Source organism: Flavobacterium saccharophilum (assembly GCF_900142735.1).
GTDB lineage: Bacteria > Bacteroidota > Bacteroidia > Flavobacteriales > Flavobacteriaceae > Flavobacterium > Flavobacterium saccharophilum.
Map to the genome: position 1 here is coordinate 288,297 of NZ_FRBY01000007.1, position 14,732 is coordinate 303,028.

The following is a 14,732-nucleotide window of genomic DNA, read 5'->3' on the forward strand; positions in this document are numbered from 1 at the left end:
ATGCTTGCGATACAATTCTAAATGTTAGCATTGTACCGCTTCGCATTTTGTCAATTCATTTCATTTTTACTCCTCTATCTTTTAATAAATTTGAAAACTGAAGATGTACCTTCTTTTCCACTAACATTTAAGAAATAAGCTCCTGGTGAAAGCGTACTTAAATCAAACTGGCTATAGGTTTGAAGCTGTACGTCAGTAATGGTAAACTTACGTACCGTTGAACCGTTAAAGGCTACTACTTCAACAACAACATCACCTGCCCAGCGATTTGCCCACTTAATGTTTATTGTATTTACAACCGGATTAGGAAATATGTTGAGTTCCGTAACTTCTGATTGATTTACAATAACCGTTACACGCTGCTCAACACTAGCTCCGTAAATATCAGTTGCTGTCAATATTAATTCTGTTTCTCCATTAGAAAGACTTTCAACTGTAAAACCATCAGCAGTCATTACTACTGATGCAATCGAAGAATCTACCATACTTGCTTGAAAAGTCAAAGCATCTCCATCAGGATCACTGAAATATTTATCAAAAGTATAGGCCTCCTGTACAGATAATTTATTAAATATGATTGTTTGAGCTCCAAGTGCAACGGGAGGTTGATTGTTTACTACGCTCACTTTTATTTGCAATTCAGTACTTAAACCATGTATATCTGTAGCGGTCAAGGTTAAAATAGTTTCACCAACTGTATGTGTTTCAATCACAAATTGCCCAAGTTCCTGTCCTATTGTAACTGACGCAATATTTTTATTTGCCATTACAGCGGTATAAGTCATTTTATCAGCATCCGGATCTGAAAAATAAGCTGTAAAATCACGTACATCAAAATAATTTAATTTTGAATAAACTAATTCATCAGACATAAGAACCACAGGCGCTCTATTTGTTTTTAGTACTTGAACTTCCAGTGCCATTTCTGTTGCTGCACCAAGTTCGTCAACCGCAGTGTAATTCAATTTGTATGTTCCGGCAGTTTCATAACCCGGAGCTAATTTTATTGCAATTTCTCCCGCAATCACTTCAAATGTTGCCCATGCCGGTGCATTTGGAGATGTAACTGTAATCGCATTGCTTTCTTTATCAGTCAAGCCGATTTTTACTACTACTTCAGAAGCTTCGTTAACTACAGTAGCTTCTGCAGGTACATTAGAGAAAACTGGTGCTTCATTAATATGTAAAGTAACAGGAACCTGACCAACTGTATTTAAAGGATCATTAGTTCTTATCTTTAAAACAGCATGTTGATCTCCGCGAACTCCATTGGCAGCAGTAAAGTCTAATTGAACTTCTTTTTTTCCGCCAGGAGCAACCTCTCCAATTGAAATTCCATTCATTGCAACCCAGGCATTTGAAGTATATTTTTCTTCTCCAGCCCTAACCATCCAACCATAACCAGGATATAAATCAGCATCTTGCAAGTCATACCATTTACCTTCACTATCACTCAAAGTATATCTACCCGGAGTATCCGCAATTCCGGCAACTGCACCTTGTACAAAAGGCAATTCATAAGGGTAAGTAATCACAACGTAAAAATCTTCGTTTGGATAAAGTCCTTTAGGCTCTTTAATAGGTAATGTTACCCATGCTCCGCTTTTGCCTCCTTCATAAACATAATCAACATAACCCTGATCAATTATTGTTGCCTCAGCAACAGAAGAACCACCTGCACGTATTTCGTATGCAATAGTTCCTGTTGGTTTATCAATAGCAAACATAAATGTTTGAAAATGCGACAATGTAAAACCATCTTTTCCAGCGTTAAATCGTGTTGCCGCCGTAAAAGGCTCGCTACCATTATAACCAAAATGAGTATCTGCAGCAGTATTCTCTTCGTGAGCCAAAACTCTATTGAAAGCAGGATCAGCATATACAGAAGTCCCACCAGTAGCTACAGGGGAAGATCTTACTAAAGAAGCAGCTTTGGCTGTTTTTGCTTTTTTTGCCATTACATTTGAACGTAAAATAGTTCCAGCTGCAGCTTTTCTTAGATAGTCAATACTCAATTCATATTTTAAAGTTCCTCCACCATTGCTATTATCAAAAGTCGCAAATTGTGTATCGGTGTCTGTTAAATAATTAACAACGCTATTAACTTCCTTAGTTTGCAGTACTAAAGATGGCGGTAATACAACTTGCGCTTTAATCGGAAGTAGCATTTTTGCTACAGTTGCATTGCTTTCAATAACAACATGATCGCTTACAGAACCAGCTGTCGTTGGCGCATATGTAATTCTAAATTTAGCGTTTTCACCTGGCAATATTGAAGCATAATTACCACCCAGGTCGTTTATATTTGCCCAACTCCAGTAGCCTCCTCCAAACCAGTCTTCAAAAAAAGCATAGGTTTCAATAGTATATTCTGCAGAACCGCTTTCTATAGAAATAGTAGATATAGTAAGCTTTTCAGCCCCTGTATTTTGAACTAAAAATTCTTTAGTATAGCTGGCAGCAGGGTTAACCATGATTTCACCATAATTTATTTCTTCTAGATTTGAAGTAATAATTGGTGCTCCGGTAACTGTTAAATTAATTGGTTTTTCAAGCCACTCCTTACCAGGAACATTAGTACGTAATTTTAATTTAGATGAATATTCTCCGGCATATATATTACGTGCGTCAATATCAATCTGAGCATTTAAAGTAGTTCCTGCCGGAATCACTAGCTTTTCTGCTGGGTTAATCACATAAGCCAAACCTGTTCCGTGATTAACGTTTGCGTAATTTGAAATTGCGACAAAATCGGAATGATCCCCATTCTGAAGTCCGATAGCAGTCAAATTAGTAGTTTGATCTAAAGTTCCATTTACTTTATATTGAAACTTCATCGTTCCATTTTTGTAGAAGATAACTTCAGCTGAGGTTGGATCTCCCAATCCTCCAAAGAAATTTGAAAAATACTCCCATGAAATAATAATCTTTTCAGCATCATTATAATAGAAAACCCCTACTTCATCTGCCGGATATGTTGTTGTATCAAAGGCACCAAACGTCCAATAAGGAGCAATAAGTGTTTTAAACAAATCTGTTGGAATCATATCATTCATTGCAGCACTAGTGTCTGGTGTATCAAATGTTAATAATCCTGTAGTACCAATTTGAATATCTGCATAATCTTTACCATAAAAATTAATTGGCCACGGCAACGTCATTTTATGCCAATATTGCTCAGCATTAAATATATCATCCGCTAATGGAAGTTGAGTTCCCGTTTTACGGATATCTATCCACTGATAGTTTGTTCCGTCATTAAACATCTCATAATTATAAGTATAATTCGGAATAGCCGCTAGAGGAGCGACTGGTACTGATGCAGTAAGCCAATTTGTTCCGGTTGCCACTACTTCAAGATCGGCTATACCGGTATTCTCAATTTTTAATGGAAATTTAGAAGTTTGACCATGTTGTAAAGTCGTCGTTATTAAATCTAAATCTGTAACATTTATTCCTGGAGGATCTAATACTTTTCCAGAAAGTGAAATTGTATAAGTAACACCTTTATTATCTGTAATTCGTAATACATCTTCTAAAGCAACAACAACGTCTGTAGGCATACTTACATCATATACTTTACTAAGTCCGGGTGCAATAGTTGCAGTTGTTTCTCCCGTAACTTGAAATTTATTATTGTCTAACACAAAACCTGTTAAGGTTACGGGAGCTGTCCCACTATTTTTAATGCTAAATTTTCGTGAAGCAACAGCGCCCTGAAATACATCACCATAATTAATCTCGGTGTGAGACACGGTAAGTTCAGCTTTACCTCCGCTTGTGATATTAACTTGAATTAAAGGACTTACTTGTGTATTTAGTGGATCTGTAGATACAACATTCAAGTATCTGTTTATTGTACCCTCGTGCAAAGCAGCAGTTTCCATTACCACATCCATCTTCGCAGATTCACCAGGCAATAAAATTCCTCCGGCATTACTGATAGAAGTAATCATGTCTGGGCCTGGATAATCAAACCCTAAAGCCAATCCACTATAAAGTTTTGTTGGTTTAGAATAATCGCTAATTAAAATTCCATCTGTTTGTGCATAATCTTCAATTAAAATATTTAGGTAAGCCAAATCTTGTTCGGAATAAGTAATATTGTCGTAGTAAAAACGAATATTACCATCTGCAAATAAAACCATTTGCGCCGTTAGTATTCCTGAATATCCATCAGAAAGATTGGTGTATTGAACAATAACCTTATCTGGTTCTACTTTGTAATAAACAGCACCTCCAGCAGCCAATTCAACAAAAGTCCCTAAAGGAGAAATATATCCTTTTGGCGAATAGGGTGCACCATCTAACTCTGGTGCATTAACTGGTCTAGTTGTATCATCAAATGTTGTAAAACCTCTGTAACTGATAAAAAGTTTTTTCATTTTTTCAGCATAGTAAGGAAAATCAAATCCCATTTCAACAGGATAATATCTGTCAGCCTCTGCTTTAAAATAATTTGTGATATCAGTTCCCGATCCAGAAATATCCTGATATTGATAAGTTAACGGCGAACTCTCTGATGGATAATTTGTACGGTATTTATATCCGTATTTATGATAACCGCCTTCCCAGGTTTCACTTGTTCCAGATTGGTCATAAGTAGGAATAAAGTATTTCAATGCAGCCTGACCTTCGTTTTTAACGGTAACAGAAGCAGTAACCTGATCTCCCAACGCAACATTATCAATCAATTGTGTCATTGGTTCAACCACAATTTTTGCAGGTTCAGAACTTACACCAAATAAAATAACTCTTAATGTTTTAGCACTGCTAGTAGAGCTCAACGTTAAAAAACCATTGTCGTTTCCTACAGCATTTGGTGTATATTTTACTTTCAGCAGCACTTCGCTATCTGCAGCAATTTGATAAGGAGTTGAACTGATAAGCTCAAAATTTGGATTAGAAATAGTAACCGCTATATCATTGAAATTACCCAATCCTATATTTTTAACAACGAATTCCATTTCTTTGGAAGTACCTTTAAAAACACTTGCAAAGTCCAGTTTTTCAATAGATTTAAGAGTCGCCTGTTGACCAGATACATTAACAGTAACAGGAAGTCTTAGCTCTCTATTTGTTCCATCATTAGATTTTAAAATAGCATTTGCATGATAAGTACCATTTATTAAAGCAGATCCATCAGCTGAAAGATTTGCTTTTTGAGTAGTATTTCCGTTTAATTCTCCATTAGTTGGATCTAACGACAAATATTCTCCCAAGTATTTATTTTGGCTGCTCGCAATGCTGAACCAAGCAAAATCATTGCTATCAAGTGCTATACTTAGAGGTCCCCAAGTCTGCCCAACATCAAACGATATAAAGCAATTATCAGATCCTTCTGCGGCAGTTTCATAACCAATAGCTAAAGGATAAAGATTTCCTGCAGGAACATGCATGACAACCCAAAAAGTTTCTCCTTGCTGAAAATACAATTGTTCGTTTAATGTCAAATAAACAGAACTTTGACCCGCACTCCACGGTGTATATTCCTGCGCATAAACAAGATTTTCTTTCTTAAGTTGAGTTCCTTTATAAACTTCAAAAACCACAGGACCTAATGCCGGATCTACTTGTAAGTAAGTCACAATTTGTGTCAGGTTGAAACCATCCGCTTCGCTGACAACATATTTTGTAGCAGCGGAGTTTGGAATATTAACATCCGTATCTCCAATAAGATCTGTAGGCCAATCACAATAACCTTTATCCTGAGGTGTAAATTCAGAAGTTTTAGCGGTTGCCGTTTTAGAAGATGCAGCAATCTGTAATTTTCTTCTGCCGACTTGACCTGCAGCTGCTGTTTTTGTTATTTTGGCTGAAGGATATTTTATGTTTTTTGCCGAATACGAAAGAGAGGTTTCCTTATGACGGGCTGAAAATTCCCATCTTAAAACACCTTCACCATTATTTAATATTGTCATTTCATGCACTCCTTTATAAGAAGTACTGGCATCAACATTAATAACAATATCTTTACTATTGTCGTCCACATTAATTTTTGGTCCATCATTAGTCGTACCTTGAATACTATTCGACAATTCAGATAAATTATTCCATCTATCCCCTGAAATTACGGTAAAATAGTATGTTGTAAGTCCCAAAAGTCCGTTGACCGAATGTGTAATAGTTTCTCCTGGCAAAGCCGTATTTTTGATAATATCATATTGCGCTGATGCAATATTGTTTTTTGTAATAGGCGAAGTGCTATAGTAAATACGAAAATCTACAGGTTGTGTATCATCTGAATCCGTTGGAACTGTCCACGATAAATTAGCAAATTCCTGTGCAATTCCTTTTAGAGCTAAATCAGTAATAGCATTTGGCGCGACTCCTGCATTATTTTGAATTGCCAAAAAAGCATCGATATGGCCAGAACCTAATTTTCCGGCATAATCAGGATTATGACTATCAATATCAACCACCCCTGTTACAAGTTTGGTTCTTAAAACTTCTGGTGTCAATTGACTTTTTCTATTGGCTAAAGCCAATGCCGCAATACCTGAAACGTGCGGACAAGCCATCGACGTCCCCTGATAAAACCCATACTGGTTTTTAGGCAATGTACTTAAAACGCCATTTTTAGCGCCAAGGTCAGTTTCTCCACCCGGAGCCGCAATATCAACCCAGGTACCATAGTTAGAATAACTTGCTCTTTCCCAATTAGGACCAATAGAACTTACACACAAAGTATTTTCATAATGACCAGGATACCAATCACCATCTGAATTACTGTTTCCCGCTGCAAATATTACAATACCGCCTTTCATAGGACTATTTACATAATCTCCAGCTTCGGCGATAAAATAATCGATCGCATCTTTAATAGATTCATCAAAATTTCCAGGTGAGGTATAGCCCCAGCTGTTTTGAGAAATGACAGCGCCATTATCAGCTGCATAAATGTAGCTTTCTTCAAAACTTCCGCCGCCTAAAGTTTGTGTCGACATGATCTTCGATCCGTCATTATTACCACTACCTCCTGCAACACCTGCAACACCAATATTATTATTATTTACCGCTGCCACTGTACCTGCAACGTGTGTTCCATGAGGTTCAGGGTCTATACTGCCACTATTTTTGTCAAAGTTCCAACCATGAATATCATCTGTGTAGCCATTTGCATCATCATCAACTCCGGCAACCCCATTAAGTTCTGCTAAATTTGTCCAAATATTTGCCTTAAGATCAGGATGTTCTACGTCTACTCCCTGATCATGAATCGAGATAATAATATTCGGACTCCCTTTAACCACATCCCAGGCTTTAAATAGATTTACATCCGAACCATTTGGATATCCTGTTTGTCCTGTATTATCATAATGCCATTGCTCACCTAATTTAGGATCATTAAAATAGGAGGCTACTGCCGATGAATTCTTTGTATTATTATTAATTACCGTATAAGTATATTCAGACAATACTTTTTGTTTCTCAGTTTCTGCTGTCTGTATTTCAGCAATCCCTTTATATTTAAGTGCTGCTTCTTTAGGAGACTGATTAGCATCTATGTCAACCACATACCACAAATCAAGTTTGTGTTTTCGTAGTTTTGCTTCCAATCTGGGATTAGGATTCTCCGGAAATAGTCTTCGCATATTGCGAGCTCCCACTTTATCAGAAACTTTATCAAAAGCCTGAATTCCAGTCAAAAGTTTTTTACCAGTAGTCACATTCATTTTTCTTAAAGTTTGTGTCATCTGTCCTGAAAATTTAATTTTCACAGAACCTTGTTTGACACCTTCTTTAAAAGTCACTTTCTGACTAAAGGAAAAAACTGACCAAAGCGAAAAAATAAAAAACCATAATAATCGATTTCTTTTTTTGTAATAATTTGCCATTAAATTGTTTTTTGGGTTAGTTAATATTTCTTTTAATACGATTGCCTGCAACTTTTTAGTGCTTTTTCTTTTTAATAAAAACGCCTAAATAATATACTTAAGGCAACCGATTAACAGGTCTCTGAGCAAGAATATGGAAAATTCGATTATGCAGGATTGAAAGAGTAGTTACATTATATATATAGCGTAGAAATGATAATTACATTTATATAACAATAAAACATAAACCACTAAATAACAAGTAATTACAACGCTAAATTGTTCGTAAATTTTATACTAAAAAACAGCATAAATACTGTTACTTTTTTGTTGCAATTGAGTATTCAATAAAAAAAATAGACTCTTGAGAATCCGAAAATAGCAAAATGGTTTAATCTATTTCTCTCACGATTTTAGCTTTTAATAACTTTTAAAATTAATTCGAGAATCCTTATTATAATTATTGCTTTGAACTGTTTTTTACATGCTCAGAATTTTACATTTTCTGGAGAAAAAAACCAGTATCTCCACTATCACTAATTTGAATTTGTTGTATCGTTTTTTTAAACATGAATTTCATAAATCGCTGAACTGATACAGTTAAAACTCAAAAATTATTCATAGTTTAGCTGACAAAATTATTTTGAATTGAAGTATTTATATATCTATATCGGTTTTTGTATATTTTTTTGTGAAACAATATTTTCACAAAATATTGACCATTTGAAGCTTCAATACCAACGAGTCTCCGATCCTGATAAAAAAGTAAAATTGCTGATACAAACAGGTCATCTGCTTGAGAAAAAAAATCTGGATTCTGCACTATTCTATTACAAAAAGGCTCTGCCTTTTGAAAAAAAAATCACCGATACCCTACTTGCCAGATTATATTCTAACATAGGTAATGCCAATCTTCTTAAAGGTAATATTGACATCTGCCTTGACTATCAATTAAAAGCATTAAAATTTTACGAACTCTACCCTCCGCAACAAGATATTGTGAGGGTTTATAATAGTATAGCACTTGTATATTTTTTTCAGGGAGATTTCGAAAAAGCACTCGTAAAATTTAATCAAGTGAAAGCTTTGTTAGATAAAAATATCATAAAAGATTCCTCCAAAGTTCACCTTATTAAAGGCAAAATACTGAACAATATTGGTATTATTTATGACAATAAACATCTGGAAGATCATGCTCTTGAGTATTTTATGCAAGCATCCACTCATAGCAAAAAAGCGAATGATAATGAAAATTTGTCTTCAGTATATTCCAATATGGGCATTATTTATCTAAAGGGGAAACGTTACGATCTTGCTGAAGCCATTTTTATAGAATCTCTTAATTTACGAAAAAAAGAGAATAATATATTGGGATTATGTAAATCCACTTATCATTTGGGGCGGTTGTACAAAGAAAAAAAAGAATTCAAAAAGGCGCAAGAATATTTACTTTCTAGTCTTAAATACTGCAAACAAACTAATTCATCATCTACAAGAGCATCTGTTTTAGAAGAACTTAGCCTTGTAATGGCAGGAAAAGGAGATTACAAAAGTGCCTACAACTATCATGTTGCCTTCAAATCTTTAAAAGACAGTCTTTTTAACAAAGAAAACCAGAAAAAAATTACTCGAGCCGAAATGCAATATAAGTTTGATAAAGAAAGCCAATCTACAAAAATTGCTCAAAATCAGAGAGAACTAGTTTATTCAATTATTGCAATCGTTTTGATTCTTGGAATAATTATAGCAATCATCATGTACCGACTTCAGGAATCTAAAGCGAAAATTCAACAATTAGCAAAGGAAAGTGCTGAATTGAACAATAAAGATCTTTCTTTAAGAGAAGATAGCTTGAAAAGAGAATTAGAATTTAAAAATAAAGAGTTAACAACCAATATCATGTATCTCTTAAAAAAGAACGAATTTAATTCTGAAATTTCAAGCCGTTTGATGGAATTGAAAAAACAAATGAAAAAAACTGATCAGGACATTATCCAAAAAATAATCGTCGACATTAAAAATGCTCAGGATGATGATATTTGGAAGGAATTTGAAGTTCGTTTTAGTCAGGTTTATAATGAATTTTACGAGCGCCTAAACATTAAATATCCCGATTTAACCCTAAATGAAAAAAGAATTTGTGCCTTTTTGAGGTTAAATATGACCACTAAAGAAATTTGTGCACTAACACGACAATCTTACAATAGTCTTAATGTCGCGAGAGCACGACTAAGAAAGAAACTCAATATTCAAAATGAAGATATAAATTTGGTCACTTTTTTAGAAAATATATAGAAAATATTATGAAATTTATACTTATGCTCAAATCTTCCAGTTTGTTAAATCGGAAACTATTATCCATTGATTCGCAAAGGACCGGAGATTATCTTATCTAAAAAGATTCTCTGGTAAAATAACATATGTCTTTTTTTACTTTTAAACGATTTTTTATTTAATAGAATTTTTATGACATTTGTTTTTTTTAAGTATTTCCCCAAAAAAATAAAAAAAACAATTTTAAACTAACCTACATGATTAAGAACACTCAAAAATGGCTCTTTAGCATCTTGCTATTAGCAAATTTCTTCTTTTTTACTAGCTGCGACGATGAAGATAATGGCTCAAATTACCAACCAAATTATGCAGCAACTATTGATGCAACAAATTTACCTTCAGCAAATAAACCGATGACAATGTTTGAAGACACAGAAAGCTCTTCAAAGATGTATGATAATAACGATCGCTGGTTTAGAGTAAATGAGCCTTTACAAGTTATACAGAAAGGAAAAGATTCAGTACAAATATCATTATACTCTCCAGTTGGACTTACCGATGTAAAAATTTATGCTAAATTACCCAACTACAATAAGCGATTTGTAATTTATACCTTTTCAAAAATCCCTGCTTTTCACAGGTCTTTTCATCAAATCCCCTTAACTGCCGGAAAAAATGATTATTTATCTGAAACCGGAGAACCTGTTACAATAGATAAAATTGAAGGATTTTCTTCAGGAGGTATCGAATTTTCCGTTGAATCAAGCGATCCCTTATTTGTAAAATTCAAAAAAATAAAATCTTCACGTTTGGTTAAATTTAGTGATTCCTATCATTTAAATAATCCCGCGGATGATCCAAACAAGTATTTGCCGATGAATCCTGTTTTGGCGAAAGAAGCCATCACTATGATCATTAATTTTTCATATGCTATTAGTCATCCGTTGTACTATGACACCTTTATGAATTTTGACCGATACAAAAAAGAACAAGCCGCAACAGCAGGAACTGCAATAAATGGCGCACTCAACTGGCACGGCAATGCCGAAGATGTTGATGGTGTTTATGATTATTTAACCAAAACCCAAATCGAACAGGCATACACAACCTATATTGATAAGCGACAACTTAATATGGCAATGGTTGGCGGAGGTTCTGCCTGGGGAGGCGGTGCTTTAGCTTCTCAATGGGAATCTGGATATGTTACCGGACATTGGAAGGGAGAAATGTCAGTTTGGTCACATGAATATTCTCATCACAGCGGTTACAGTCACAGCAGTAATTTAGCAAATAGTGGTGAAGGTGGTGGCCAACAGGAAATGTTAACCCATTTTTACAAATATCTGATATATCTAAATGATCTTCCTTTTACAGATCCTGAAATACTTAAAACGTATACAAAAACCAACTATCTGACAGGTACATACAAAAAACCGGTCTTTACGATCGACCAAAAAAATCCATTTTTATTAAAGTATAAAGGAGAAGGAAAATGGAACTAAAAACTAAAACTAACATGAATAAAATACCTTTTATCCTACTTTTACTTTGCCTCTTTACCAACTGTAGCAAAGATTCTGATGGAGAAAACAACGGCACAACATATAAATACTATTATCCGACCGATGAAGCAGTAATCACTTCCAGCCAAATTGGAGCCGGAACTGGAGCACTTGATCCAAAAGGTATCGCAGTAGTAAATAACAAATTGTATGTTTGTAATGGAGATGTATTGGAAATTTTTGATGCCACTACCTTGAAATACATTAAAACAATCACAAATTATACTAAAGGTGCTACCACAATTGCACTTACCAAACTTTCATCTGTTTGTGTTGATAATGGACGAATCTATGTAGGAAGCGTCGATTCAAGACTTTTTGTATTTGATGAAACTACAAATGTCGGAATTAGTACCGTTGGAAATGGCCAATGGTGGCAAACTTTTGTGCATGTTTTTGGTGTTGTTGCAAAAGATGGGTTGGTGTTTGTGAAAGAAAAAGAAACCTCTATTAAAGTTTTTGAAACATCACAAATTACAGAAACTAGTGACTGGAATCTAAAACCAATAGCCAAATTAAATACTTTAAATGGCTTTGATCAAATTTACTCCCTTGATATAGCTTCAGGAAATTTGATAGTAGCAGGAAGAGATGCCAAAAGCTATCTGTATTACAACATTGCAGATATTAAGGCTAATGCGGCAAATTCTTTGATAGAGCCAATAAAACCAACAACTGCCGCTTTTTCTGATGCAAAACCTATTGCAATTTCTTTTAGTGAAGAATGGGCTATTGCAACAGAAAATATTGGAAGTCTCAACTATCTGCGTCTTTATCCAAAAGAAGAGTTTATGAATAAAAATTATACTGCTAGAATTAATGCTAATGACATTATGGGAGCAAACCCTTTTGGAAGTATTGTTAGCACGGCTCAATTAAATGATCACATTTTTTTATCGGATAACACCAATAAAAGAATTAGAGTTATCAAACTTAACAGCTCTACGATTACTGAGCAAAAATAATCGTAACAATAACATAAAGAACTAGGCTTCTTGATAATAAAAACAAGCCCTAAAATATATAAATAAGTATATTTTAGGGCTTGTTGTATTATGTAGAAATTTATTATAAAACAGCCACCCCTTAAAGCTATTTAAAGTTTAAATTTAATTCGTAATTTAGTTAGGGTAATCGAATTAACCGAATAACCTCTTAAACTAGCTAAATATGCGCTATATTTTTCTCCTTACAATACTTCTTTTAACCATTTCATGTCAAAAAGAAAGCAAATCAGAAACACTTCAGGATTATTTCACTTACAATCAAAAGAATACGATCGAATCTGCTGGTGTAAAAATGATTCCAATCAAAACATCCGTCGGAGAATTTAAGGTCTGGACAAAACGATTTGGAAATAATCCTAAAATAAAAGTATTATTGTTACATGGTGGTCCAGCAATGACACACGAATACATGGAATGTTTTGAAACTTTTTTCCAACGTGAAGGATTTGAGTTTTACGAATATGATCAACTAGGTTCTTATTACAGTGATCAGCCAAAAGATAGTAGTTTATGGACAACTGAAAGGTTTGTAGAAGAGGTAGAACAAGTTCGTAAAGCCATTGGAGCTGACAACAGTAATTTTTACGTCTTAGGAAATTCATGGGGAGGAATTCTGGCAATGGAATATGCATTAAAATATCAAAAAAATCTTAAAGGTTTATTGATTTCAAATATGGTAGCAAGCGCGCCAGAATACGGCAAATATGCAGATGAAGTACTGGCAAATCAAATGAAACCAGAAGTACTAGCTGAAATTAGAGCATTGGAAGCTAAAAAAGATTTTGCCAATCCTCGTTACATGAAACTATTGATTCCTAATTTTTATAAAGAGCATTTATGCCGATTAAAAGAATGGCCAGATGGCTTAAATAGAGCTGTTAAACATACAAATGGTGAGATCTACACAATGATGCAAGGGCCAAGCGAGTTCGGAATCAGCGGTCGTTTAGCAAAATGGGATATAAAAAACCGCTTAAAAGAAATTGAAATTCCGACCTTAATGATCGGCGCCAAATATGACACTATGGATCCCAAAGCCATGGAAGAACAAAGTAAATTAGTTCAAAAAGGGCGTTTTCTATACTGCCCAAACGGAAGCCACTTAGCAATGTGGGATGATCAGCAAATATTTATGGAGGGAGTTATTAAATTCATCAAAGATGTCGATCATAATGAATTTTAAAATTTACTAATAAAAAAAATAACGAACCACAATTTAACTGATATTTAGTGATTCTAAAAATAAAAAATCAGGTTTAAAAAGTCTCAAAAAACAATTCATAATAAAAATAATTTGGGCGTTTCCCTCCGGGCCGGGCTGTCCGCTATATCTTTTGCGATTGATGTTATGGTTTTAGAAAGAAAGTCCGGGTTATCGCAAAAGGATGCCGCTCCCATCCCTAACGCAGTTTACGGTAAACAAGAAGTACAGTTAAAAAAAAAAAATCCAATTTTAAAATCCCAAATTCCAATTTAGAATCCCTCATAGTTTCACATTCAAAAGAAATCAGATACAGCAACTGCTATTTAACCGCAAAGATCGCAAGGGATTACGCAATGTTCGCAACGAAAAGCTTTTGCTACCTTAATAACTCAACAGTAAACACTTAGAAAAAAAATATTTCGCACCCTTTGCGGTAAAAAAACACAACGTAATATAGGTACATTCCTACTATCTAACGACAAAGAACTCAAAGAATTACGCAAAGTTCGCCACAAAAAGCTTTGTGACCTTAATAACACAGCAGTAAACACTTAGAAAAAAAATACTTCGCGCCCTTTGCGGTAAAAAAACACAATGTAATGTAGGTACACTCCTACTATCTAACGACAAAGAACTCAAAGAATTACGCAAAGTTCGCCACAAAAAGCTTTGCGACCTTAATAAAGACAACAGCAAACACTTCGATAAAAAAACCTTTGCGCCCTTTGCGGTAAAAAACACAAAGTGCTGTAAAACAAAAAACCCTGTTTCGTTAGAAACAGGGTTTTCAAAAGAAAGGCGACGACATACTCTCCCACATAACTGCAGTACCATCTGCGCAGGCGGGCTTAACTACTCTGTTCGGGAT

The 14,732-nt window shown here is 34.6% G+C and carries 5 protein-coding genes and 1 rRNA gene; 4 read left to right on the forward strand and 2 right to left on the reverse strand.

The features are described 5' to 3' along the window. Window positions 1-74: 74 nt before the first annotated feature. Window positions 75-7,838: a S8 family serine peptidase gene (locus BUA98_RS21750; RefSeq protein WP_139257040.1), complete on the reverse strand. Its 7,764-nt coding sequence runs from the start codon at window positions 7,836-7,838 to the stop codon at window positions 75-77. A 627-nt stretch (window positions 7,839-8,465) separates the two neighbouring features. Between BUA98_RS21750 and BUA98_RS21755 the strand changes: the two genes are divergently transcribed. From BUA98_RS21755 to BUA98_RS21770, 4 genes are all read left to right on the forward strand, one after another. Further along, the gene (locus BUA98_RS21755; protein ID WP_139257041.1) at window positions 8,466-10,112 is read left to right on the forward strand and encodes a tetratricopeptide repeat protein; all 1,647 of its coding nucleotides are present in this window, start codon (window positions 8,466-8,468) and stop codon (window positions 10,110-10,112) included. Window positions 10,113-10,348: 236 nt separating this feature from the next. Next, complete coding sequence (locus tag BUA98_RS21760) at window positions 10,349-11,593, forward strand: hypothetical protein (RefSeq protein ID WP_072976036.1); 1,245 nt, start codon at window positions 10,349-10,351, stop codon at window positions 11,591-11,593. A 14-nt stretch (window positions 11,594-11,607) separates the two neighbouring features. Further along, entirely contained in the window at window positions 11,608-12,618 is a 1,011-nt protein-coding gene (locus BUA98_RS21765) for an NHL repeat-containing protein (RefSeq protein WP_244279248.1), read from the forward strand. A gap of 205 nt (window positions 12,619-12,823) precedes the next feature. Beyond that, complete coding sequence (locus BUA98_RS21770; RefSeq protein WP_072976038.1) at window positions 12,824-13,843, forward strand: proline iminopeptidase-family hydrolase; 1,020 nt, start codon at window positions 12,824-12,826, stop codon at window positions 13,841-13,843. A gap of 814 nt (window positions 13,844-14,657) precedes the next feature. Here the strand turns inward: BUA98_RS21770 and rrf are convergent. Next, window positions 14,658-14,732: ribosomal RNA gene (gene rrf, locus BUA98_RS22685) — 5S ribosomal RNA — on the reverse strand; the annotation flags it as partial.

Excerpts from the sequence above, each read along its gene's own strand:
- BUA98_RS21750 (WP_139257040.1), bottom strand. The coding sequence starts at position 7,838 with ATGGCAAATTATTACAAAAAAAGAAATCGATTATTATGGTTTTTTATT.
- BUA98_RS21760 (WP_072976036.1), top strand. The coding sequence starts at position 10,349 with ATGATTAAGAACACTCAAAAATGGCTCTTTAGCATCTTGCTATTAGCA.
- BUA98_RS21765 (WP_244279248.1), top strand. The coding sequence starts at position 11,608 with ATGAATAAAATACCTTTTATCCTACTTTTACTTTGCCTCTTTACCAAC.
- BUA98_RS21770 (WP_072976038.1), top strand. The coding sequence starts at position 12,824 with ATGCGCTATATTTTTCTCCTTACAATACTTCTTTTAACCATTTCATGT.